The sequence below is a fragment of the Streptomyces sp. NPDC020780 genome (genome assembly GCF_044334475.1).
Taxonomy (GTDB): Bacteria; Actinomycetota; Actinomycetes; order Streptomycetales; family Streptomycetaceae; genus Streptomyces.
In genome coordinates this window covers 67,461-89,691 of sequence record NZ_JBIRTB010000022.1, presented here as the reverse complement: position 1 = coordinate 89,691, position 22,231 = coordinate 67,461, and the positions used below count along the sequence as shown (strand labels likewise).

The 22,231-nt window shown below is 70.4% G+C and carries 20 protein-coding genes; 7 read left to right on the top strand and 13 right to left on the bottom strand.

Annotation, left to right across the window (positions count from 1 at the left end; all coding sequences use genetic code 11):
* Positions 1 to 260: 260 nt before the first annotated feature.
* Together ACH4VO_RS30400 and ACH4VO_RS30395 are read right to left on the bottom strand one after the other, a co-directional pair.
* Positions 261 to 1,313 carry a TerC family protein gene (locus ACH4VO_RS30400; RefSeq protein ID WP_360996240.1) on the bottom strand — a complete coding sequence of 351 codons (1,053 nt, stop codon included), beginning with the start codon at positions 1,311 to 1,313 and terminating at the stop codon, positions 261 to 263.
* Positions 1,310 to 1,864 (bottom strand): universal stress protein, encoded by a 555-nt coding sequence (locus tag ACH4VO_RS30395; protein WP_360996243.1) that lies wholly within the window; start codon positions 1,862 to 1,864, stop codon positions 1,310 to 1,312. Before ACH4VO_RS30395 ends, ACH4VO_RS30400 begins: the two co-directional genes overlap by 4 nt.
* 170 nt (positions 1,865 to 2,034) lie before the next feature.
* On the opposite strand from ACH4VO_RS30395, the gene ACH4VO_RS30390 reads away from it, so the two are divergent.
* Positions 2,035 to 2,382, top strand: a complete 348-nt coding sequence (locus ACH4VO_RS30390) for a helix-turn-helix domain-containing protein (protein WP_360996246.1) — start codon at positions 2,035 to 2,037, stop codon at positions 2,380 to 2,382.
* Between the two features lie 398 nt (positions 2,383 to 2,780).
* Here the strand turns inward: ACH4VO_RS30390 and ACH4VO_RS30385 are convergent, their stop codons facing one another.
* From ACH4VO_RS30385 to ACH4VO_RS30345, 9 genes are all read right to left on the bottom strand, one after another.
* Positions 2,781 to 4,202, bottom strand: a complete 1,422-nt coding sequence (locus tag ACH4VO_RS30385; RefSeq protein WP_360996248.1) for an NADH-quinone oxidoreductase subunit N — start codon at positions 4,200 to 4,202, stop codon at positions 2,781 to 2,783.
* On the bottom strand, positions 4,199 to 5,704 hold the full coding sequence (locus ACH4VO_RS30380) for an NADH-quinone oxidoreductase subunit M (RefSeq protein WP_360996251.1): 1,506 nt from the start codon (positions 5,702 to 5,704) through the stop codon (positions 4,199 to 4,201). The genes ACH4VO_RS30385 and ACH4VO_RS30380 overlap by 4 nt, the downstream gene beginning before the upstream one ends.
* Before the next feature lie 6 nt (positions 5,705 to 5,710).
* On the bottom strand, positions 5,711 to 7,663 hold the full coding sequence (locus ACH4VO_RS30375) for a proton-conducting transporter membrane subunit (protein ID WP_360996254.1): 1,953 nt from the start codon (positions 7,661 to 7,663) through the stop codon (positions 5,711 to 5,713).
* On the bottom strand, positions 7,660 to 7,965 hold the full coding sequence (locus ACH4VO_RS30370; RefSeq protein WP_360996257.1) for an NADH-quinone oxidoreductase subunit K: 306 nt from the start codon (positions 7,963 to 7,965) through the stop codon (positions 7,660 to 7,662). Before ACH4VO_RS30370 ends, ACH4VO_RS30375 begins: the two co-directional genes overlap by 4 nt.
* Positions 7,962 to 8,531, bottom strand: coding sequence for an NADH-quinone oxidoreductase subunit J (locus ACH4VO_RS30365; protein WP_360996260.1), 570 nt, complete (start codon positions 8,529 to 8,531; stop codon positions 7,962 to 7,964). The genes ACH4VO_RS30370 and ACH4VO_RS30365 overlap by 4 nt, the downstream gene beginning before the upstream one ends.
* A gap of 17 nt (positions 8,532 to 8,548) precedes the next feature.
* Positions 8,549 to 9,478: an NADH-quinone oxidoreductase subunit H gene (locus ACH4VO_RS30360; RefSeq protein WP_360996263.1), complete on the bottom strand. Its 930-nt coding sequence runs from the start codon at positions 9,476 to 9,478 to the stop codon at positions 8,549 to 8,551.
* On the bottom strand, positions 9,471 to 10,931 hold the full coding sequence (locus ACH4VO_RS30355; RefSeq protein WP_360996266.1) for a hypothetical protein: 1,461 nt from the start codon (positions 10,929 to 10,931) through the stop codon (positions 9,471 to 9,473). The genes ACH4VO_RS30360 and ACH4VO_RS30355 overlap by 8 nt, the downstream gene beginning before the upstream one ends.
* Positions 10,922 to 11,272, bottom strand: coding sequence for an NADH-quinone oxidoreductase subunit A (locus ACH4VO_RS30350; protein WP_360996268.1), 351 nt, complete (start codon positions 11,270 to 11,272; stop codon positions 10,922 to 10,924). The genes ACH4VO_RS30355 and ACH4VO_RS30350 overlap by 10 nt, the downstream gene beginning before the upstream one ends.
* A gap of 1,042 nt (positions 11,273 to 12,314) precedes the next feature.
* Entirely contained in the window at positions 12,315 to 12,944 is a 630-nt protein-coding gene (locus ACH4VO_RS30345; RefSeq protein ID WP_360996270.1) for a TetR family transcriptional regulator, read from the bottom strand.
* Between the two features lie 125 nt (positions 12,945 to 13,069).
* Between ACH4VO_RS30345 and ACH4VO_RS30340 the strand changes: the two genes are divergently transcribed.
* Together ACH4VO_RS30340 and ACH4VO_RS30335 are read left to right on the top strand one after the other, a co-directional pair.
* Positions 13,070 to 14,062, top strand: a complete 993-nt coding sequence (locus ACH4VO_RS30340) for an aldo/keto reductase (protein ID WP_360996273.1) — start codon at positions 13,070 to 13,072, stop codon at positions 14,060 to 14,062.
* 391 nt (positions 14,063 to 14,453) lie between these two features.
* The gene (locus ACH4VO_RS30335; RefSeq protein WP_360996276.1) at positions 14,454 to 16,496 is read left to right on the top strand and encodes a PA14 domain-containing protein; all 2,043 of its coding nucleotides are present in this window, start codon (positions 14,454 to 14,456) and stop codon (positions 16,494 to 16,496) included.
* Positions 16,497 to 16,806: 310 nt separating this feature from the next.
* On the opposite strand, the gene ACH4VO_RS30330 is transcribed toward ACH4VO_RS30335, so the two are convergent.
* Together ACH4VO_RS30330 and ACH4VO_RS30325 are read right to left on the bottom strand one after the other, a co-directional pair.
* The gene (locus ACH4VO_RS30330) at positions 16,807 to 17,649 is read right to left on the bottom strand and encodes a MerR family transcriptional regulator (protein ID WP_360996279.1); all 843 of its coding nucleotides are present in this window, start codon (positions 17,647 to 17,649) and stop codon (positions 16,807 to 16,809) included.
* A 377-nt stretch (positions 17,650 to 18,026) separates the two neighbouring features.
* Positions 18,027 to 18,806, bottom strand: coding sequence for a helix-turn-helix transcriptional regulator (locus tag ACH4VO_RS30325; RefSeq protein ID WP_360996282.1), 780 nt, complete (start codon positions 18,804 to 18,806; stop codon positions 18,027 to 18,029).
* 132 nt (positions 18,807 to 18,938) lie between these two features.
* On the opposite strand from ACH4VO_RS30325, the gene ACH4VO_RS30320 reads away from it, so the two are divergent.
* The 4 genes from ACH4VO_RS30320 to ACH4VO_RS30305 all read left to right on the top strand — a co-directional run bounded on the left by ACH4VO_RS30320 (position 18,939) and on the right by ACH4VO_RS30305 (position 22,189).
* Positions 18,939 to 20,201: an MFS transporter gene (locus tag ACH4VO_RS30320; protein ID WP_360996285.1), complete on the top strand. Its 1,263-nt coding sequence runs from the start codon at positions 18,939 to 18,941 to the stop codon at positions 20,199 to 20,201.
* A gap of 101 nt (positions 20,202 to 20,302) precedes the next feature.
* The gene (locus ACH4VO_RS30315) at positions 20,303 to 20,767 is read left to right on the top strand and encodes a TIGR03618 family F420-dependent PPOX class oxidoreductase (RefSeq protein ID WP_360996287.1); all 465 of its coding nucleotides are present in this window, start codon (positions 20,303 to 20,305) and stop codon (positions 20,765 to 20,767) included.
* Positions 20,768 to 20,769: 2 nt separating this feature from the next.
* Positions 20,770 to 20,937 carry a hypothetical protein gene (locus ACH4VO_RS30310; RefSeq protein WP_360996289.1) on the top strand — a complete coding sequence of 56 codons (168 nt, stop codon included), beginning with the start codon at positions 20,770 to 20,772 and terminating at the stop codon, positions 20,935 to 20,937.
* Between the two features lie 220 nt (positions 20,938 to 21,157).
* Positions 21,158 to 22,189, top strand: coding sequence for a terpene synthase family protein (locus ACH4VO_RS30305; RefSeq protein ID WP_360996291.1), 1,032 nt, complete (start codon positions 21,158 to 21,160; stop codon positions 22,187 to 22,189).
* Positions 22,190 to 22,231 lie beyond the last annotated feature (42 nt).

The window sequence follows — 22,231 nt, the reverse complement described above, 5'->3', positions numbered from 1 at the left end:
GGACGCGACCTCACCACCCCGCGCCCCGACGGCTTCGAGATCCCGAAGTCCCTCCTGGCGGAAGCATCCGAACTGTACGGCGGCGTCATCCTCGGTCCGCCGCGCTGAACCGCTCACGGACCCGAGCACCCGTGCACCCGTGCCGGACCAGCCGCCACGTCGGCGCGGTCCGTTCCGAATTCAACTGCGGACGGTGAACGAGTTGTCGTGCACCTCGCGTGCCGCGGATGTGGCGGCGGGCCGAGGAGTCCGGGCGGTGATCATGGCGGTTGCTTTCCGTGCGTGTCGCGGGCTGCGGGCTGATCCGGTGCGGGAGCCGTCTCGTCACCGCCGTCGGCGGGAGAACTCCCGGTCGCGGCCGGGACGCCGCCGGGGGCCGCGTCCTGGCCGCGGGTGGCGATCAGGGACCAGGCGATGGAGACGGTGATGGTCACCGCGATGACGCCGAGGGTGAGTGGGACGGGGAGCTTGCCGACGGGGGTCTCGGACAGGATGAGCTTGACGCCGGCGAAGGCCAGGAGGACCGCGAGTCCGTAGTGGAGGTAGGCGAAGCGGCGGAGGAGTCCGGCGAGGCAGAAGTACAGACTTCGCAGGCCCAGGACGGCGAAGGCGTTGGCGGTCCACACCAGGAAGGTGTTGGCGGTGATCGCCAGAACGGCGGCGACGGAGTCGACGGCGAAGATCAGGTCGGTGGCCTCCACCGCGACCAGGGCCACGAACAGCAGCGTCGCCACGCGCTTGCCACCCTTGCGGATGAAGAACCTGTCGCCGTGGAACGTCGGGTCGGTGGGGATGAGCTTCTTGACCAGGCGGACGACGGGGTTGCGGTCGGGGTGGACCTCTTCGTCCTTGGAGACGGCCATCTTCCAACCGGTCCAGATCAGGAACGCACCGAAGACATAGGCGGTCCAGAAGAACACCTGCAGCAGCTCGGCGCCGACGAAGATGAACACCAGGCGGGCGGCGAGTGCGCCGAGGACTCCCCAGAACAGCACCTTGTGCTGGTAGGCGTCAGGGACCGCGAAGAACGAGAAGACCAGCGCGAAGACGAAGACGTTGTCGATCGACAGGGCCTTTTCGATCAGGTAGCCGGCGTAGTAGGTGGAGGACACCTCCCCGCCCTGCCACACCAGCAGGATCAGGCCGAATCCGAGGCCGATGGCGATCCAGACCGAGCTCCAGATCGCGGCTTCGCGAAAGCCGATGACGTGGTTGTCGCGGTGGGCGATCAGGTCGACAGCGAGCATCACGCAGATGCCGACGGTGACCGCGGCCCATACCCACAGCGGGACGGGGAACGACAGGTCATTCATCGCGCGTTTCCTCTCCAGGAGCCGGACGGCACGTCACCAGCGGGCGGCGAGGGCGATCGCAGGGGTGTCCAGGCGGCGGATGCGATGGCGTGGACGAACGGGCCGCCGCGCAGGGCCGCGGCCTCGATCAGAGTGTGCGCGTCGAGCCCGTGCGGGCCGCGGCGGGCGGCCACCACGTCCGAGGCCCGATGGCGGGACGCCAGTGCCATCAGCTCCGTCGCCGCCGCCAGGCGCGAACCTCTGCCCGGGTGCAGGTGGAACACCTCGGGGATGTAGCCGGTGGCGTGCGGGCCGACCCGGGGCACGACCCGGGCCAGGACCGCCCGCACCGGCGCGGAGGCCGGACCGAAGGAGGCACGCCCGACGGGCGGGGACATCACGGCGATCAGCAGCAGCGGTACCCGGCGGGCCAGCGCCATGCGGGCGGCCGCCTCGGCCACCGCGACATCGTCGAAGCGATCGGTCAGCACCGCCGCCACCGGCTGGACCAGCCCCGCCCGCGCGGGGCGGTGGGCGCTGTGGTGTACCGGGTGGGAGAGCAGTCGGGCCATGGTACTTATCCGCCTTCCTCGCGAGAGCAATTCCCTACAGAACGGGATGAATCCCCTCCAGCGTCACCGGCCAACCAGACATACGTCAACAGTTACGCGAAAATTTTTTCGCTAATAAAGGTTCGCACGACGGAATCAACAGACGAAGCAGGGTTCGTATGATGGAGCTCATGAGCAGCTCATCGGCTCGGGGCGGCCAGTGGACGTTCCTGACCAACCACGCACGCGTGCTGCTGTGGCTCGCCCGCGACCCGGAAGTGCGGCTGCGCGACGTCGCCGCCGGGATCGGCATAACCGAGCGAGCGGTGCAGATCATCGTCGCGGACCTGGAGGCAGCCGGGTACCTGACCCGGACCCGGGTGGGCCGACGCAACCGCTACACCATCGACGCCACCGTGGCTCTGCGCCACCCGTCCGAGGCCGACCACCCCGTCGGCGATCTCCTGAGTGCCTTTGTCCACCGCGAGGACGCCCCGGAGGCCGCAGGTACCGAACCGGAGTCGGCCGCCGGGCCGTGACCGGGGAACCACTGCCGCCCGGCGTACGTGAGGTCGTCCCAAGCCTCGTCGATACGGTGGGCGCTGGAGGCCCGCGCGTTCGGCGATACCGAGGCCCGTCGCGAGTAGGCGGAGCACCTCGAGCTCCCGCGGGGGCAGGCCGGGCAGGACGCGATGCGGGGCGATGGTCCACGGTCTACGCGACCTGGACGGCCTGCGGCGCCGGTGGTGGCGCCTTCGGCGAAGAAGGGCGCTCGGTCCCGGCAGATGACCTCAACGCCTGGTCGTTCGGCCAGCCAGGCTGCCGAACTGGATGCCTCCCGGTCGGGTAGCAGGTCGAGGGGGCGGCGGGTTTCGATCTCGACGAGGCCGGTGCCGTAGCCTCCGCGTCCGCCGGGCAAGCCCCGGTTCGTGGCCTGTCACGGCAGCAGGTTTCCCGTACCCAAGGGAAGGATGGCTCCGCCGGCGATACCGAGCCCGAGGGCGAGGGTCCCTGCGGTGTAGGCGGTGGTGGCAGTCCAGGGGCCGAGGACTGCTTGTGTGGCACTCGGTGCAGATCTGGTGGTGGTGAAGAGAGGGGCAAGCCAGCGTAGGTAGTAGAAGAGGGAGGCCACGGTGTTGGCGACGGCGAGGGCGGCGAGCCAGGTGTAGCCGCCGTCGATGGTGGCGCTGAAGATCTCCAGTTTGCCGAGGAAGATACCGGTGGGTGGGGTGCCGACGAGGCCGAGGAGGCAGACGGCGAGGACGGCTGCGAGGTCGGGGCAGCGGCGGGCGAGGCCGCGGTAGTCCTCCAGGGTGCGGGCGGCGGGGAGCGCGGTGACGACGGCGAAGGCGCCGAGGTTGGTGGCGGCGTAGGCGGCCAGGTAGAACAGCAGGCTCTGTTGGGCGAGGCCCGTGCGGGTGGCCACGGCGAGGGCGATAAGGAGGTAGCCGACCTGGCTGATGGCGGAGTAGGCGAGCAGGCGTTTGACGGAAGTCTGGAAGAACGCCGCCAGATTGCCCAGGGTCATCGTGACGGCGGCCAGGACCGCCAGCAGCAGCGGCCAGTTGACGGCGCTGTCGGGCAGGGCCTGGTGGAGTAGACGGTAGCCCGCGACCAGCGCGCCGATCTTGGGCACCGTGGTGACGTAGGCGGCGACGGGAGCAGGTGCGCCGTCGGTGACATCGGGGACCCAGAAGTGGGCGGGCACGGCACCGGCCTTGAACAGCAGCCCGGCCAGAACGGCAACCAGGGCTACGGCAACAGGGCCGTAGGGAGCCTCAGGCAGTGCGGGGCGTAGTTCGCGGTAGAGCGTCGCGTGCCCGGCGCCGTAGAACAGGGCGGTCCCGGCGAGCATGGTGGTGCCGAGGAGGGCGCCCATGAGGTAGTACTTCAGGGCTGCTTCGGTACCGGAGTTGTCCTTGGCGAAGGCGGCCAGGGCGTAGGCGGGGATGCTGGCGAGGAGGTAGGCCGCGAACAGCATCAGCAGGTCGTTCGCCCCGAGGAGGGCAAGGGTGCCCGCGCCGGTCAGCAGGAGCAGAACCCAGTACTCGGTTTCGCGTTTGTGGCCTCGTACGGTCTCCACCGACATGGTGATGACCAGCAGCAGGGCCCCCAGAACGGTGAGACGGCCGGCGTTGGCGGCGGTATCGACGGCGAAAGCGTTCGAGAAGACGGTCTGTTCCCGGCCGGTGGCCATGGTGATGCCCGTGGCCACCAAGCCGGCGGTACAGGCCACGCCGGCGAGGACGGCGACGGTCCACTGGCGGCGGCGCGGCAGCCAGGAACCTGCCAGAAGGCCGATCACGGCAGCGCCGAGCAGGGCCAGTTCGGGGATGAGGGCGGCGAGGTTCTCGTTCACCGCGCCACCAGATCGGTCACGGTGCGGCTGGCGGGTTCGATGACGTCCAGCAGCCAGCGCGGCGCGACGCCGATGACCAGGGCGAGGGCGAGCAGGCTGATGCTGGAGACCGCTTCGCCGGCCTTCAGGTCGCCGAAGCCGGTGGTGTGCGCTGACGGGGGCAGGCGCGGGGGGCCGAGGAGCATGCCGCGCAGCGCGCGTAGGAACAGGGCGGCGGTGATGAGGATGCCGGTCACGGCGATCGCGGTGGCGATGGTCTGGGAGGCGAGGGATCCGGTGAGGATCTGGAACTCGGCGATGAACCCGGAGAAGCCCGGAATGCCGAGGCTCGCGAACGCGGCGATGCCGGCGGCGGCCGCGAAGCGGGGCGCGTGGGCGGCCAGTCCGGCGTAGGCGTCGATCTCGTAGGTCTGTCCGCGGTCGTGGAGGACGCCGGAGAGCAGGAACAGGGCACCGGTGATCAGGCCGTGGCTGACCATCTGGCTGACCGCGCCGGTGACGGCCAGGGAACGGGCCTGGGCGTCGGTGTCGGCCAGGGTCCCGGCCGCGCCGACGGCCAGGATGATGTAGCCCATGTGGTTGACGGAGGTGTAGGCGATCATGCGCTTGAAGTCGGTCTGCGCGAGCGCGACCAGGGCTCCGTAGACGACGGAGACGGTGCCGACGATCACGATGGCCAGGGCGTAGCGGCGCCAGCTGCCGGGCAGCAGCGGCATCGCGATGCGGACGAAGCCGTAGGTGCCCATCTTCAGCAGGACCGCGGCCAGGATCGCCGATCCGGCGGCGGGGGCTTCGGTGTGGGCGGGCGGCAGCCAGGTGTGGAAGGGAACGGTCGGGGTCTTGACGGCCAGCCCCAAGCCGATCGCCAGCAGCACCAGGCCCGCGTACGCACCGTGGCCGGCGAGCGGGTTGGTACGGGTGAGGTCGACGATGTCGAAGGTGTGCGGGTCGGCGGCCAAGGAGAGGCCGATGAAGCCGAGCAGCAGGGCGAGTGAGCCGATGAAGGTGTAGAGGAAGAACTTCAGCGCCGCCGCCCGGGCGCGCTCGCCGTGGCCCCAGCCTGCGATGACGAAGAACATGCCGACGATGGACAGGTCGAAGAAGACGAAGAACAGGATCAGGTCAAGGGCGACGAACAGTCCGAGACTCGCCGTCTGCAAGAAGAGGAACAGGCACACGTACGGGCGCACCCGGCTCGTCCCGCGCAGCGAGTACACAGCGACGGCTAGGAACAGTACGCAGGTCAGAGCGGTCAGCGGCAGGGAAAGACCGTCGACGCCGACGTGATAGCCCACCCCCGCTCCGGGAATCCAGCGGACCCGCTGCTCGTACTGCATTCCGCCCTGGGAGTCGAACTCCGCCCACAGCACGACGACCAGGGCGAGTTCGACGGCGGTGGTGGTGATCCACACCCACAGGTACGCCCGCTCGGGGAACCTGCCGGCCGACAGCATCAGCGCAACGCACACCAGCAGCGGCAGGAACGTCACAACACTCAGCACAGGGAGCTACCTCACCAACAGCACGATCAGGACGAGCACGGAGAAGCCGACGGCGGCTTGGGCGTAGTACTGATGCAACAGCCCGGTCTGCGGACGGCGCGCCCACCGCCCCATGCTTCCAGCGCCCGAGGCGACAGCGCTGACGGCGGCGTCAATGCCTTCGTCATCCAGACGGCGGGCCTGCCGAGCAGCGGCCAGGCCACCACGGCCGACAGCGTCGACGACGGTGTCGATGCCTGAGTCGTCCACGCGGCGCGCCTTGTGGGCGAGGGCGAGTCCGCCACGGGCCACCTGCCGCACGGCGCCGTCCACGACCCGGTCGTCGAAGACGGCCAGCGCGCGGGCCGTCACCATCACCGGCCTGACGACGGCGGCGTGGGCGGCACGTTCCAGATGGAGCCAGCCGTCAGCCCACCGCACCACGGCCGGTGGCACGAGAGTGCGCGGGGAGAAGGGCCGCCACCAGGACATCCCGGCGGCCGCGAGCGCGACGGTGGCGGACAATCCCAGCTCCCACGCCTCGGGTGAAGGTTGGCCGGGGACGCCGAGCAAGTCGCGCAGCCACCCGGCCGGTCCCGGCAGGGCGAGAACGCCCAGGACGGCCGCCGCGCCTGCCAGAACGAGCAGCGGGGCAGCCGACGTGGCGGGGACACGCCGGGTACCGCGCCGCTCGGTGTCGTACCCGGCCTGGGGGTCCTCGGGGAGCGGACGGGTGACGTACCACAGGGCCTTGATGCTGTAGACGGCGGCGACGGCGGCCGCGACGAGCCCGACCAGGTACAGGCCGGCGCTCTCGGCGCGGGCGGAGGCGAGGACATCGTCCTTGGCCCACCACAGCGACAGGGGCGGCAGCCCGGCCAGCGTGAGCGCGCCGACGGTGAAGCAGACGCCGACCACGCGGTGGGTGCGCGCGGCCCCGCGCAGGGAAGGAAGCTGCTTGGTGCCCAGTGCGGTCAGCCAGGCCCCGGCAGCGAGGAACAGGCCGGACTTGGCGGCGGCGTGCGCGACGAGCTGGAAGGTGCCGCCGGCCACACCGCCGCTGCCGGCGGCCAGCACCATGAAGCCGGTCTGCGAGGCGGTCGACGCGGCGAGCAGCTGCTTCAGATCGCGCTGCGTCACAGCCACCGCGCCGAGAATCAGGGCGGTCGCGGCGCCGGTCCAGGCGACCACCGGCCCCGCCCAGCCGGTCGCGGCCAGCAGCGGGTGCAGGCGCAGCAGCAGGTAGGCCCCGGCGGCGACCATGGTCGCCGAGTGCAACAGTGCGGACACCGGGCTGGGGCCCTGCATGGCGCGTGACAGCCAGAAGGAGAAAGGCAGTTGCGCGGACTTGCCCAGCGTGGCGGCAACGATTCCGGCGGTTACGAGGTGCAGCCAAGGAGACACGGTGCGCGGGAGGACGTCGAGGCTCAAGGACCCGGCGCCACCGGCCATGGCCGCACCGGCTGCCAGGTATAGGCCCAGGTCCGCGGTGCGGGTGGTGAGGAAGGCGGTGTCCGCCGCGCGTGCCCGTTCCGGGTCGCGCCACCAGTAGCCGATCAGTGCCCAGCTGGTTGCGCCCATCACCTCCCAGGCCATCAGCAGCAACGGCAGGGTGGTCGCGGTGACGGTGACCAGCATGGAGCCGGCGAACAGCAGCATCAGGCCGAAGAACCGCCCCCGGTTCTCGTCCTCACCGAACTCCCCGGCGGAGAAGACCAGGACGGCGGTGGTGACCGCGGAGACGGTGATCATCATGACCGCGGACAGGCCGTCCACCGCCAGTCCAGCCCGGATTCCGGTGAACAGTGGCACGCTCGCCGACGGCCGGGTCAACGCGGCAGCGACAGCCAGGCCCAGCGTCACCGTGGCCACCAGCACGCCGAGGGCGGACGCCTGCCGGTTCAGGCGTTTTCCGGTCACCGTGAGGGCGGCTCCCGCTGCCAGGGGCAGGGCGATCAGCGGCCAGATCAGCGCGCTCATCCCTTCAGGTCCTCGGCCATGTCGGTCGTGTCCACCTGCCGGGCCCGGTAGATCGCGGTGGTGACGGCGAAGCCCATGGCCATCTCCACCGCCATCGCCACCACCGCCGCCACGATCACCACCTGCCCGCTGCCCACCGTGGGGGCCAGGAAGTGCCAGAAGTCCGCGGCGGCGACGATGATCCCGCCGATCATCAGCTCGATCCCCATCATGATCATGACGATGGACTGCTGGGTCAGGGCTCCGAACAGGCCGATCGAGAACAGGCCCGCGGCCAGGACCAGGAGCAGTTCGAAGGTCACCGGCCCACCCCTCCCCCGGCCGGATCGCGGGCGGGCCGCTGGTCGAGGTCGTCGCCGAACCGGTCGTAGCGGCCGCGGTGGGTGGCCAGCACGGTCGCGCCGACCATCGTCGCCAGCAGGACGAACCCGAGCGTGACCATCGTCAGCATCTGATCGCCCATCAACGACATGCCCACCTGGACGGTCGTGTCCGCCGGTCGTACGCGCACACGGTCGGGCCAGGGCACCACGAAGACCGCGGTGGTCAACGCGGCGAACACCACGCTGCTGATGGCCGGCGCTCCGCGCTTGTTGTGGAGCATCGACATCGGCATCAGACCGGCCGGATTCATCATGTACGCAATCATGAAAACAGCCATGATGACCATCTCCATGACCATCATCAGCACGATGACCACCCCGAGGTAGGGCAGTCCCAGGACGGTCACCACGCCGCCGACGCACACCAGGGAACCCAGGAGCGCGAACGTGACCCGAGCCATCGAGTTCAGTGTGAACACCAGGACGCCGCCGACCAGGGCCGGCAGGCCCAGCGTCCACAGCAACACAGCGGCCGTTGTTCCCATCGAACGGGCCCTCCTTCCTAACTGTCGAGGTTGATCAGAGCCGGGAGGAGGGTCTGCACGATCGTCAGCGGGATGAGGGCGACCCAGGCGAACTCCACGTACCGGTCGGCCCGGATCACCGGCAGCCGCCGCGCCGCGACCACCAGGACGGCCAGCACCAGCAGAGTCTTGATCAGCGACCACACCCAGGCGGGCAAGCCCGGCCCCGCGCCCCCGCCCAGGAACAGAGGCACCGCCATTGCCGCACCGGCCGCCAGCCACAGCCACCGCCCGGCCTGCAACAGCAGCCGGTCGACCCCGGAAGTCTCGCTCAGCACGCCGCCGGCGATGTCCAGACCGGCCGGGTAGGCGAACGGCCCCAGGAAACTGAACGCGAGGACGCCTGCCAGGTAGACGACGAAGGCGACGGGCATCCACACCGCGTACCACAGGCCGTCCTGCGCTGCGGCGATGTCACCGACCCGCAGGGACTGCGCGCCGGTCGCGGTCGAGATCAGCGCGAACATCAGCGGAAGCTCGTAAGCCAAGCCCTGGGCGAGGAAACGGTAGCCGCCGATCAAGGAGAACGCCGCGTTCGGACCCCACCCTGCCAGCCACAGACCGGCCCAGGTCAGCACCTCCATGGCGTTGAACCACACCACTCCCACCGACAGATCGGCGACCACCACGTTCCCCAGCGGGATGACCAGCGTCGACAGCACGGCGGCCACCGGCACGGTCACCACACCGGCCCGCCACAGCATCCGGTCCGGAGCCGGCATCCGCCGGGGCTGCGCCACCAGTGCCCGCGGCACCGCGAGCAGCGGCCGCATCGCGACGGACACGGTGACCGGCCGGCCCGCGTCCCGGGCCGTCAGAGCCGCGTCTGCCGCCACGGCCAGCACAGCGAAGCCCAGCAGCAGCGCCGGGGCGGCCAGCAGGGTCCACCACGCCCCTGCCTCAACCACGCGCCGCCCCCTCCAGCGAGTGGGCCGCGAGTTCGTCCAGGTCCGGATCGAGACTGGCCACGATCAAGCGGGCGGCGGCCAGTTCGGCCCCGTCCAGCAGCCGGGGAAGCAGGGCGACCAGGGCAGCCGACGGCGGCTGCCGCGCGTCCCACCGGCCCCGCGGGCTCTCCTCCGCCGGGTCCAGCGACGAAAGCCCCTCCAGCCGCGCCACGTCGCGGCGGATGTCGGTCAGCCACTGCCGGTAGCGAGCTGCCACATCCCCATCGGCCCGGGCCGCAGGACCGCTCACCCCGGACGCTTGTGCGTCCTGCGCGGTCACCACGCCCAGCCCGCGGGTCAGCCAGAACAAGGTTCGCGACCGGCCGACCCGTCGGGCCAGGCGCTCCAGCCGGGAAACGAGCGCGGCAGCAGGGGCATCCTCGAGCAGGTCATCACGCAACCGGCGGGCCTTCGTCGCCTCGGTAGGCCAGCCCGCCACCACCAGCAACCGCCCCAGACTGTCCAGACGGGCCGCCGCCCGCCGCCGCGCCGCCTCCCCGGAACCCACCACTTCACCGGCCGCGGCCCGCAACCAGGGCTGCACCCAGAACGGCTCGACAGGACGCGGGACGGAAAAGGGCACCTCGTCGAGGTCGGCCGCCTGAATGACGTCACCTTGCAGGACGAGGCGGAGCGTCAGCCCGGCGGGCCAGTCGGACAGGAACGGGCCCAGCGGCACATGCAGCCGGTCGAGCATCAAACCGTCGCGGTCCTCGCCCAGCTCGGCCATCGGCAAGCCGCCCGGCATCTCCATCCCACCCTGTCCCTCGTGCCCCTCATGACCGCCGTGACCGCCGTGACCGCCGTGACCGCCGTGATCCTGATGGTCTTCGTGGGCGTCACGGCCGCGGCCGTCACCTCTCTCCTCTTCTCCGCCGTGGTCACCGTGGTGCTGCTCCTGAGAAGAGCGAGCGCCGCCTGAGCCGGTAAGACTGCTGTCGGCCCGGTGCGGACCGGACTCTTCGCCGTGCTCACCGGCCCAGGCGGCTCTCTCCCGGGGGGTGTGGCCCCCGGTTCCCTCTTGCTCCGCGCTCTGCTCATGACGGCGATCGTGCGGTGAGCGGCCGTCCGGATCGGTCGGGGTGGCCTGCTCGCGCTGGGCTGCCGGCGAGGCCAGGTGGGCGCGGGCGGCCTCGAGGGCGGCCAGTACTCCATCGGCGGTGCGGGCATGTGCGCGGGCGCGTGGGGCGGGCAGGTCCTGCCACAGCCGTTCCAGCGCGGTGTGCAGGTCCGGGCAGTGGGGCCCGGCGACGAGCAGCAGGTCGGCCTGCGCCGGGGTCGCGGCCGGTGGCCAGTCCCGAAGCCGTAGGTGCCGCTCGGCGGCCAGCCGCACGGCCGTTCCGCCCGGCGTGCTGACCACCAGGACGCGAGGTCGGGCGGCTACCGCGCGCAGCATCGTGCCGGTCAGGTCCATCGCAGGGCCCCCTCCCGCCAGGCGTAGACGACTCCGGCGAGCAGGATCGCGAGGAAGACGAACATCTCGATCACCGCGCTGGGCCCCATGGCCGAGATGATCAGCGTCCACGGGTACATGAAGACCATCTCCATGTCGAAGGCGAGAAAGAGCATCGTGACCGTGTACCAGCGCACGTGGAACCGGCTGACCGCATGCCCGGCCGGCTCCAGCCCCGACCCGAACGGAGCGGCTGCCAGAGGCTCCGAGGGAATCCGCAGCGCCCGACCCGCCCCGTGAACTCCGGCGATGGCCAGCGCGACCACACCCAGCAGGGACAGTGCGGCTGTGAAGCCGTTCACCGCCCGTCACCGTGCCCACAGGCGGCGGAGTACGGCCGCCCGGGGACAGCCGGACAGAAAGCGACGCGTGAGCTCCGCCGGTCCCCTACCACTCCCATTTCTGCTCCCGTTCCGTCGCCCGTCGAGCCGGTCGCGTACCCCCAGGGGGCATAGTGAACCCCCGGTATGTGCACGCATCCCGTGGGATCTGACATCCGAGCATCCCGGTTGCGGTGCGGGAAGGCGCCTGCGGCGCGCCCGCCCGAGGCGGACATTCCAGGGCGGCTGCCACCCACTTCTGGCCGCCGGGCGTCCAGCCGGCCGAACATGGTGGTGCTCTCCGGGTGCTCGAGGCTTCTCGCTCTTCGCGGCGAGGTCCTTGACGGCCTGCGCCTGCTGCGCGAAGCAGCCTGGAAGAACCACAAAGGCTCCCGCCGCGCCGTGCCGCCGCTGCCCCGGCCGCCGGCCCGGACCGCCGCACCCGCGGCCCGCTGTTCCTCACCGGACGCAAGGCCCCGGGCCGGAACGCCCACGCTGGACGTGTACCAAAAAGGCCGGGCCTGGCTCTCCTACCGCCGTGCCGAAGAGATCTGTGACCGGAAACGGTGCTCGTCAGAATTCGGCGGGGGCGAAGATGGACACCGGCGAACACATCAGGGCCCGGAGGCGCGCAGGTGCGCAACGAGCGGACTGATCGGAACCCCGCCCTCGCTGAACTCCGCGCGAGGCTGAGTAGCAGTCTCGCCTAGCTCGACAAGACACAGCTTGCCGGGAGGTCGGGGCTGGGCCGCACACCTGTGTCGGAGGCCTTCCAGGCCGATGGTTCAGTGCCGTCCGCGAAGACGGTGGCGGCACTTGCCCGTGCGCTACGGGGTCGGCTCCGGTAGCCCTTCGGGTGTTGGCCCCGGGACGACGCGTCTGTCGGGTGTCGCCGAACTCGCCGTTGACGAGGGCTGCCACCGCCGATCCGGATGGCCCCGGCCATCACCGACCGCTCGGCCGGCCGCGGGCTCGACGTCATCACTCCCGCGCCGGCGGACCGCGCGTCCACCCGGCGTTGTTGTCAGTCCGAGCGAGGGAACATGCGCTCGACGGCGGCCACCAGTGCGGCGCGGCGGGCGGCGATGGAGGGGTCCACGGCCTGGTCTGCGGCAGCGGCGGCGATTTCGGGCTGACCTGCCCAGGTCATGGCGATCTGGTTGATCAGGGCGAGGACGTCGACCGGGTCCCAGGCAGAGTCGAGCAGCCCGATGCGCTGTGCGTCGCGGAGTTGGTCGAGCTTGCCGGCGATCGTGGCCTGGAGGGGGCTGGTGGTGGTGTCGGCGGGCTCGGCCAGTTCCAGGCGGCCCCACATGATCAGGCGGTAGTGGTCCGGGCGTGCCGTGAAGTGGTCGAAGAGGATGCCGGCATAACCGGGTAGGTCGGCCGGGTCCAGCTGGGTGGCCTCGACGAGTGCGGTCGTCTCGCGTTCGGCGACGTGCGCGTAAAGGGCTTCCTTGCTGCGGAAGTAGGCGTAGACACGTTCCTTGCTCGTCCTGGCCCGCTTGGCGATGCGGTCCACGCGGGCGCCGGCGATCCCGTGCCGGGCGAACTCCTCCTTGGCTGCGGCGACGATCCGCTGGCGCGTGGAGTCGGCGGACTCGCCCGCGATGGTGGCGTCCGAGGTCTGGCCAGGGGTGGTGGAGCGAGGCATGAACCCAGGATAGGCGACCGAACCGTTCGGTTTTGCGTTGCACTCCGAACAGGGTAGATTCACACCGAACAGTTTGGTTTGGTCAGCCAGGGGCTGGCTGACGACATGACACGAGGAGCAATCTCATGCAGCACCGCACCCTGGGACAGCGGGGACTGCGCGTCTCCGCGCTCGGACTGGGCGTGATGGGGATGTCCCTGGCCTACGGCCCCTCGAACGACGAGGACGGCATCTCCACCATCCGCCGCGCCCACGAACTCGGAGTCGACTTCTTCGACACCGCCGAGCTGTACGGCCAAGGCGCCGGCAGCAACGAGACGCTGCTCGGCAGCGCGGTCAAGGACTTCCGCGACGAAGTCGTCCTGGCCACCAAGTTCGGCTTCGACATGACCGGCAAGACGCCGGGGATCGACGTCAACAGCCGCCCGGAGAACATCCGCAAGGTCGCCGAGAACAGCCTGCGCTACCTCCAGACCGACCGCATCGACCTCTTCTACCAGCACATCTCCGACCCCGACGTACCGGCCGAGGAGGTCGCCGGCACTGTCGGTGACCTGATCGCCGAGGGCAAGGTGCAGTACTTCGGCCTGAGTAACGTCGGCCCGCAGTACATCCGCCGCGCCCACACCGTCACCCCGGTCACAGCCCTTCAGTACGAGTACTCGGTCTTCGAACGCGAAGTAGAGGACGAGATCCTGCCGGTCCTGCGAGAGTTGGGGATCGGCCTGGTCCCGTACTCGCCGCTCGGCCGCGGCTTCCTCTCCGGCGTGGTCAAGCCCGCTGACGAGTACCCCGAGGGCGACATGCGCCGCTGGGACGAGCGCTGGCAGGGCGAGAACTACACCTACAACCTGAACGCCGCCGAGCAGCTCCGAAAGCTCGCCGCCACCAAGGGCATCACACCCGCCCAGCTTGCCCTGGCCTGGCTGCTCGCCCAGGGCGAGGACGTCATCCCGATCCCGGGTACACGCAGCGCCACACGTCTGGAGGAGAACCTCGGCGCCACCGACGTAGAACTCACCGAGGCCGACCTGGCCCGTATCCGGGAGGTCCTCCCCCGGGGCTCCGCGGGCAGCCGCTACCCGGCATCGATAATGGCCGGCTACCGCACCGACTGACAGCCCGCACACCACGTTCGGCGGTCCCGGACAGCGGCGGCGAGCAGCGGCGGCAGGTGTCCTCCCAGGCGGGGCGTGACCGGGGTCCGTGCCCACGTGCGCACCGGCTACGGCGAGTGGTGCTTCGTGAGGTCTGCTGGTCCTGGCCGGCTGGGGGCATGGCGGAGGGATGTGGCCGGCGCAAGTCGATGCAGCTGACGGCCGAGCGGTTGCCGGACGGGAACACACGCGAGGCGCCGCTACGGCTGACGTCCACCGGTAGGGCGCCGCGTGGCGAGCGTCCGTGAAAAGTGGTGAGCGGGCGGGGCAACCTTGCCCCCGCCTCATGAGTCACACAGGCGTCACCCGTTTCACATGCTTTCCCTTGGTCCAGAAGGGGCCCACTCTCCTGATGACTCGTACCCGGCTGTCCGCGCTGGCCGCGACGGCGGCGCTCGCCACCACCACCGGCGGCCTGATCACCGCCGCCCCCGCCTCCGCGGCTGTCACCTGCACCTCTCCCGTCTGGAGGGCGCAGTACTTCGGCAACTCCACCTTCAGCGGCACCCCGAAGCTGACCGCCTGCGACTCCGCCATCAGCGAGAACTACGGGTACGGCGACCCGGCCGGCGTCACGCTGCCCAAGGACAACTTCTCCGTCCGCTGGTCCCTCACCCGTGACTTCGGCTCCGGCGGCCCCTTCCGGCTCTCCGCCGCCACACAGGACGGCATGCGCGTCTACGTCGACGGCGTCCGGAAGATCGACCTGTGGAAGAACGTCTCCACCACCGCCCGCAAGACCGTCGACCTGACCATCCCGGCCGGCAAGCACACGCTCCGCGTGGACTACGTCGCCTGGACCGGCGTCGCCAACGCCGCCTTCACGTACACCCCGCGCACCGAGGCCGCCGTCGACACGGTCAAGCCGCTCGCTCCGGCCGGCCTCACCGCCGCGTACAGCCGCGACACCGGCAAGACGACCCTGCGCTGGGCCGCCAACAAGGAGATGGACCTCGCCGGGTACCGCGTGTACCGCAGGCTGAGCACCACGAGCTGGGCGAAGGTCAGCGGCACGTCGCTGCTCACCACCCCGTCCTTCGTCGACGCGGCGCCCGCGACCGGCCAGACCTTCCTGTACGAGGTCCGCGCCGTCGACAGGGCCGGCCGCGAGTCCACCGGCAGCCCGGACGTGACGGCGACGACCGTGGACCGCACGGGCCCGGTGCCCCCGACCGGTCTCACGGTCGTCAGCGACGCGTGGTGGGCCGCCCTGAACTGGCAGGCCGTCGCCGACGCGGCGAAGTACGAGGTGTACGCCTCGTCCGAGGCCACCGGCCCGTTCACGCTGCTGGGCACGACGACCACGGCGTCGTACCGGACCGACGCTCCCCCGAACGCCCCGCGCTACTACCGCGTCCGCGGCATCGACGCGCTCGGCAACGCGGGGGCGTACGCCACGGTCACCGGCGACGGCGTCGACCGTACGCCGCCGGGGTCCCCGACCGGCCTGAACTCCTACGCCGTTCCCGGCTCCACCTCGGTGAACTGGACGGCGCCCGGCGGCCGCTGGGTCGAGGACTGGGACAACGGCGGGCACTACCGCGTGTACCGCTCGCCCGGCAAGACCTTCGACCCGGCCGCGCGCACCGCGGTGGCCTGCGCCGAGGGGAGCGACGAGGCGGGCAACGGGGGCCGGTGCGTCGACCTGGACATGCCCGTGAACACGTACGTGACGTACGCCGTCACGGCGGTGGACCCGGACGGCAACGAGTCGGCGTACTCCGCGCCGCTCGTCGTCCGCACCGGCGACACCGTGGCGCCCGGCCCGGTCTCGGGCGTGGAGGTCACCCCGCGCGCCGACGGCATGCTGGTGAGCTGGGCCGCCTCGCCCGAGGACGACATCGACGAGTACGTGGTGTGGGCGGGCGTCCGGCAGGCCGACGGCACGGTCACGTGGCTCGGCCCCGACACCTGCGCGGAGGGGACGAGCAACCCGCTCGCGATCCTGTGCGGCGGCCTGCCGGACGGCGAGACGCGCGTGTACGCGGTGATGGCCAAGGACCGCTGGGGCAACACGCTGCACCCGAGCGACCCGAAGGTCACCGTGGTCGAGGCCACCGAGCTCGACGTCCGGCCGTCCGTGACCGTCACCCGTGACTGGAACCTCGGCAGGTTGAGCCACAACGCGACGGCCACCCGTCCGTCCGTCGACTGGCAGTGCACCGACACGGCCGGCTGCGCCACGGTCACCGGCTACCGCGTGAGCCGGTGGAACCCGGTGACCAGGGCGTACGAGCCCCAGCACGACGGACTGCTCCCGGCGGACACCCGGACGTGGGCGGACACCCCGGCGACGAAGGGGAACACGTACTTCTACACGCTGGAGGCCGTGACGGCCGACGGCGCCGTGGTGGGCACGTACCCCTGGTACACCGTCTTCCAGGACCGCGTCTAGCTTCGTCCGGTCCTGGTTCTGACTCTGCTTCTGTGTGCGGTGAGGGGACGGCCGCAGGCGCCGGGACACACCTCCTGTCGCGAAGGGGGCCGCCGGGCGCACGGTCTGCATGTCTCTTTCGGCACGGCCAGGGATGCTCCCCGCATCACTCGCTCTGCTGTGCAACGACGTGGGGAGTTCCAAGGGGCGTGGCCCGGTCCGGCAGCTCGGGTTTCCCGCTCGTGGAGTGTGCGGGCCGTGTCCAGACGTCGAGGCGCCGGCTTCGTGTCGGTGGCCGAGCCGGGATCCTCACGCCCGGCCACGCCAGCGATCACCTGCCTGCGGAGAGGTCCCCGTCAAGGAGCCGTGCCGTGAGTTCCATGCACCGCGTCCGGGCCGCGGAGAGGCCATAGGGCATCTTGGTTACCGCTTCGAAGGCACTCATCCGGGCGTCCTCCTCACCGCTCGCCTCGGCGTCGTGGATCTCGAAGAGTTCCTCCTCGGCCACGTCCAGTCCGGCCGCTTCAACGGCCTGGAGCAGGGCCTTGTGGTGGGCGCAGTGCTGCGCGGCGAGTTCCTCGACCTGCGGGTCGTGGGGGTCGACGGTGTCATCGAGGGCAGCGTCGGCCGCGTCGAGGCGGTCTGCCTCGGCCCGCAGGCCGGGATGGGTCGCCAGGGTGATGAACACGCTGGCCTGGATTGCGGCTCCCAGCGGCCCGAAGATCCGTTCCGTGACCAGCAGGGCGTCCAGGTCGGAGGGGCGCAGTGCGCCAGAAGGCAGGTGGCCGAGCCGGTCCGTGACCAACGGGGAGAGCAAGCCCAGCGGGCTGCCCACGGCCCGCAGGCGCTGGACCGCCGCGCGCTGACGCTTGATGTCGGCCTCCTGGGCGGCCAGGTTGTCCTCCAGCCGGCTCAGGACGTCCTCAACGTCCCCGGCTTCGTCGAAGGCGGCCCGCATGTCGTCCAGGCTGATGCCGGCCGCGGACATCTTGCGGATCCACAGCAGGCGGATCATGTCGTCGTAGCCGTAGCGGCGACGTCCGTCTCCGCCTCGCTCGGGCTCCGGCAGCAGACCGATCTGGTGGTAGTGACGAATGGCGCGTGGGGTGGTTCCGGCGAAGGCGGCGGCATCGCCGATCTTGACCTCGCGGGGAGGCGTGGCGGAGGGGTACATCGCAGACAGGGCCTTTCGTGCGGTGGGGCCCTCGACGACACCACATGCCGCTACGGCATGTGCAACTACGTACCACGCGGATCCTGACGGGCTGTCGGGCGTCCCCTCGCCACCGGTGTCCCGTCCCAGGACAGGCCCGGAACGGGTGGGGAGATCCGTCGAGCAGGTCTGAGGGCACCCAGAGCAGGGGGTGGGGATCTTCAGGGCCCCCTGGCGCTCCCCTGAAAATCGCCACCCGGTACTCGGGGAGACCACACCTACACGATGGACCTCCCCACCCACCGGCCGCCTCGGACTCGGGGGGGAAGCGCCCGTTCTCTCACATGCTCGAGAATGCGGCCTGCCGCTCACCGGCAAGGCCTGCGTCAACCGGAATATCAGACCGCCGTGTCTTCCCGCAGTGAGCGCTGGTACTGACCAGGCGTCCGTCCGACGAGTGTCGTGAAAGCGTCGATGAAGGCGCTCGGGTTCGCCCATCCGCAGGCGCTCGCCGTGCTGATCACCGAGACCTCGCCGGCGAGCAGCAGAAGTGCGTGGTGGACGCGGAGCTGTGTGCGCCATTGAGGGAAGCTCATTCCGGTCTCCTGCCGGAAGAGCCTGCTCAGCGTGCGCTCGCTCGCGCCGACCTGGTGCCCGAGTTCGCTCAGCGTGAGAGGGTTCGAGATCCCCTCCTCCACCAGGGCGGCAGCGGCACGGAGCCGGTCGTCATGGGGCTCGGGCAGATGCAACGGCTGTTCGGGCGCGGTGGTGATGTCGTCGATGACCACCCGGCGCAGACGCGAGCGCGCGCCCGCTGACCGGCGCTCGGGCCCGGTCAGGGTCAGAGTCGCTTCGCGCGCGAGCGGCGTCATGACGAGCACCGCGGGATGCGCGGGCAACAACGCGGCCAGGCTCGGCGCCATGAAGACGATGCGCATGTCGGTCCGGCCGTGGGCGCGGTGCTGGTGCTCGAAGCCCGCCGGAATCCATACGACCCGATTCGACGGGGCGATCCACGCACCCACCGAGGTCACGAGCGAGAGCACGCCGGTGGCCGGGTAGACCAGGTGTCCGCGCGTGTGCTTGTGCTCGGCTGTGCGTTCGTCGTGCCCGAGCAGGAAGACGTGCTCACGGAGGACGTGTGCGCGCGGTTTCGGCGCGTGGCGGGTTTCAGGCATCACTCGTCAGATTATCAGTTGTCCGCCTCGGCCCCCCTCAGCTGGACTGGGCAGACCCGGCGACTCCTGGCCGGCGGCAATCGTGCGCCATACCGGGCGCATCCCCGGCCGGGAACCGAAAGGACAGCTGACGTGACCAGTCTTCTCCAGGAACCGACACCCCGAACACAGCTCGGTCGAGGTGTCCGCGGCAGGCTCGGCACCGCCGTGACTGCGGTCGGCCTGCTCGCGGCCGCCTTCAACCTGCGCACTGGTGTCGCTTCGGTCGGCCCGGTTCTCTCGGACATCAAGGCGGATCTCGGTCTCTCCGAGGTCGTCGTGAGCCTCCTCACCACCATTCCCGTCGTCGCTTTCGGTGCCTTCGCGTTCGTCACTCCGGCATTGAGCCGCCGCCTGGGCCTGCATCGGCTTCTCGGAGCTACGATGCTCGCGCTCGCCGCCGGCATCGCCCTGCGTCTCTGGCCCGGCCTCGCCGGCCTCTTCACCGGCACCGTCGTCATCGGTGCGTCGATCGCGATCGCCAACGTCATCATGCCCGCCGCCATCAAGCGGGACTTCTCCCACCGCGTCGGCCTGATGATGGGGCTGTACGCGACCGCGCTCTCCGTCGGTGCCGCGTTCGCGGCGGGCGCCACGGTGCCGTTGCTCGCATGGGCGGGCGGCGGCTGGCGACCCGCTCTGGGAATGTGGGCCGTTCCCGCCCTCATCGCCTTCGCCGCCCTCGTCCCGCGGTTGCGGCCCGCCCCCGTCCGCGATCCCCGCACCCATGATGTCGCCGACGCCCCCTCCGATGCCGGTGAACCCTCCGTCCGCGCCCTGACGCACGATCCGGTCGCCTGGGCCGTGACCGCGCTCATGGGCCTCCAGAGCATGAGCTACTACGCGGCCCTGACCTGGATTCCCACCCTGTTCCAGGACGCGGGTACGAACACGGACACGGCAGGCTGGATGCTGTCGTACTCGGCCCTGCTCGGCATCGCCGCCTCACTCGTGACACCCGCGATCGCCAGGCGGACCCGCCCGGCATGGCTTCCCGTCGCGGTCGCCGTCATGTTGACCGGCAGCGCCTTCGTCGGCCTGGCCGTGGCGCCCGTGCCGGCGGCGTATGTCTGGATGACCATGCTCGGACTCGGCCAGGGGGCCTCGCTCAGCCTGTCCCTCACCTACATCGTCTGGCGCTCGCCCGACGCCAGGCACACGGGCCACGTCTCGATGATGGCCCAGGGACTCGGCTACCTCATGGCCGGCCTGGGCCCCATCGGCCTGGGCGCGCTCCACACCACCACACGGGGCTGGACCATCCCGCTCCTGGCCCTCGTCGGCCTGCTCGTCCTGCAACTGTGGGCCGGCGTACTCGCAAGCCGTGAACGTCACGTTCTGGACGGCCGCTGCTGACGGACAACGGTGCTCGAGCCCGGGCAGCACAAGGCCTGTTGCGAACGTGGGTGGTAGGGCGCAAGAGCCGTGGAATGCCTCGAACGTCAGGGGAGTTGCCCATGACCCAAGGACCAGCGCCTCGCCCACTGTCCGACGAGGCCCTCTCCGATCTACTCGCCAGGCAGCAGTTCGGGACCCTCGCCACTGTCAAGCGAAGTGGCCATCCGCACCTGACCACCATGCTCTACAGCTGGGACCCCGAGGCCCGCATCGTGAGGCTGTCCACCACGGCCGACCGCATCAAGGTCAAGCACCTGCAGCGCAACCCGCGCGCGGCGCTGCATGTGCAGGGGGGCGACGTCTGGTCGTTCGCCGTCGCCGAGGGCGCGGCGCGGGCTTCCGAGATCACGACGGTCCCCGGCGACGCGGTCGGGCGGGAACTGCTCGCGATGATCCCGCAGGCCACGAAGCCGGAGGACGAAGAGGTGTTCCTCAACCAACTGGTCGCCGAGCGAAGGGTCGTCATCCGGTTGAGGGTGGAGAGGCTGTACGGGACGGCATTGGACATCAACGGCCAGTTGTGACCGTGCCGGTCACAGCCCCTCGTCGAGAGCTGGTGATCGACGAACTCGCCCCGCCCGGGCACGAACCCGATCCGCCCGAACAGGCCACCGCCCACCAGACCATCGTGAACGCCTTCTTCCTCACCCCACCCGGACGAGGTGGCAGCAGAAGCGGGCTTGACGCCCTCTGAAGCCTTCGCCGAGCGGGAGGGTTCACCAGCTCGGGATCGCTTCGCTCGCGCCGGCTGGGGCCGTGGAGATCTCCGGTGGGCATCGCGTAGATCATTTACGGTGGAGGCCTTGCAGCTCGCCCACGCTGAACACCCGTACGCCGCAAGCTGATTTGAACGGCTGGGCGTTCCTCGCGGCTGCACGCCCGTCTGCGCGTTCCGTCTTCGTAAAGGAAGCCCCATGCCTCAGGACATCCGGTTCGACGTTCCCTTCGACACGCCTGTCAGCCCCTATCTCGCGAAGGCCGCCGAGTCCCATCTGGTGTGGGTGCGGGAACGTGGCCTGGTGCGCAGTACAGCCGGCTTCGAGGAGTACCGGTCCTGGGACCTCGCGCAGGCGGCGGCACGTACCTATCCGTATGCCTCGCCCGCTGACCTCGTCGTGCTGATGAACTGGTTCTCTCTGGCCTTTCTCTTCGATGACCAGTTCGACTCGGCCCGGCCGGACCGGGCCGACCGTATAGCGGAGGTGGCGCGCGAGCTGATTCTCACCCCTTTGCGTCCGGCCGGTGCGGAGCCGCGGGTGGTGTGCCCCATCACCCTGGCGTGGAGGGAAGTGTGGGAGCAGTTGTCGGATGGCATGTCCCTGGCCTGGCAGTCGCGTTTCGCCGCCTCGTGGGGCCGCTTTCTGGCCGCGCACTGCGAGGAGGTGGACCTGGCTGCCGGGGGGCTCGCGGCCACGCTCGATCTGGACGCGTACGTCGGCTTCCGCAGGCGTACGGTCGGTATCCACCACAGCATCGACGCAGGAGAGCGCAGTCGGCGTTTCGAGGTTCCGCCGGCTGCGATGGCGCACCCCCTGATGGTGCGGATACGGGACGTGGCCGCGGACACCATCGGGTTCATGAACGACGTCCACTCCTTCGAGCGCGAGCGGCGCCGCGGGGACGGGCACAACCTCATCGCCGTCCTGCGCCGGGAGCGGGACTGCTCGTGGCAGGAGGCCATTGACGAGGCGTACCGCATGACGACGCGGTGCATCGAGGAGTACCTCGCCCTGGAGGGCGAGGTCCCCCGGATGTGCCAGGAGCTGTGCCTGGAGGAGGAGGCTCGGGCCCGTGTGTGGATGGGAGTGGAGGCCGTCCGGCACTGGATCAACGGCAACTACGAGTGGGCGCTGACGACGGGCCGGTACGCGGCGGACAAGGACGGTCCCGTGGCCACGGCCGAGTCGTCCGGGCGCGGCTCGGTGGATGACCTGCTGACGATGTGACGGGTATCCGGTCCCGGCGAGTGACGCCCGCCGGGACCGGAG

Excerpts from the sequence above, each read along its gene's own strand:
- ACH4VO_RS30400 (WP_360996240.1), bottom strand. The coding sequence starts at position 1,313 with ATGAATGACCTGTCGTTCCCCGTCCCGCTGTGGGTATGGGCCGCGGTC.
- ACH4VO_RS30395 (WP_360996243.1), bottom strand. The coding sequence starts at position 1,864 with ATGGCCCGACTGCTCTCCCACCCGGTACACCACAGCGCCCACCGCCCC.
- ACH4VO_RS30390 (WP_360996246.1), top strand. The coding sequence starts at position 2,035 with ATGAGCAGCTCATCGGCTCGGGGCGGCCAGTGGACGTTCCTGACCAAC.
- ACH4VO_RS30375 (WP_360996254.1), bottom strand. The coding sequence starts at position 7,663 with ATGAGCGCGCTGATCTGGCCGCTGATCGCCCTGCCCCTGGCAGCGGGA.
- ACH4VO_RS30365 (WP_360996260.1), bottom strand. The coding sequence starts at position 8,531 with ATGGGAACAACGGCCGCTGTGTTGCTGTGGACGCTGGGCCTGCCGGCC.
- ACH4VO_RS30355 (WP_360996266.1), bottom strand. The coding sequence starts at position 10,931 with ATGGACCTGACCGGCACGATGCTGCGCGCGGTAGCCGCCCGACCTCGC.
- ACH4VO_RS30345 (WP_360996270.1), bottom strand. The coding sequence starts at position 12,944 with ATGCCTCGCTCCACCACCCCTGGCCAGACCTCGGACGCCACCATCGCG.
- ACH4VO_RS30340 (WP_360996273.1), top strand. The coding sequence starts at position 13,070 with ATGCAGCACCGCACCCTGGGACAGCGGGGACTGCGCGTCTCCGCGCTC.
- ACH4VO_RS30335 (WP_360996276.1), top strand. The coding sequence starts at position 14,454 with ATGACTCGTACCCGGCTGTCCGCGCTGGCCGCGACGGCGGCGCTCGCC.
- ACH4VO_RS30330 (WP_360996279.1), bottom strand. The coding sequence starts at position 17,649 with ATGTACCCCTCCGCCACGCCTCCCCGCGAGGTCAAGATCGGCGATGCC.
- ACH4VO_RS30325 (WP_360996282.1), bottom strand. The coding sequence starts at position 18,806 with ATGCCTGAAACCCGCCACGCGCCGAAACCGCGCGCACACGTCCTCCGT.
- ACH4VO_RS30315 (WP_360996287.1), top strand. The coding sequence starts at position 20,303 with ATGACCCAAGGACCAGCGCCTCGCCCACTGTCCGACGAGGCCCTCTCC.
- ACH4VO_RS30305 (WP_360996291.1), top strand. The coding sequence starts at position 21,158 with ATGCCTCAGGACATCCGGTTCGACGTTCCCTTCGACACGCCTGTCAGC.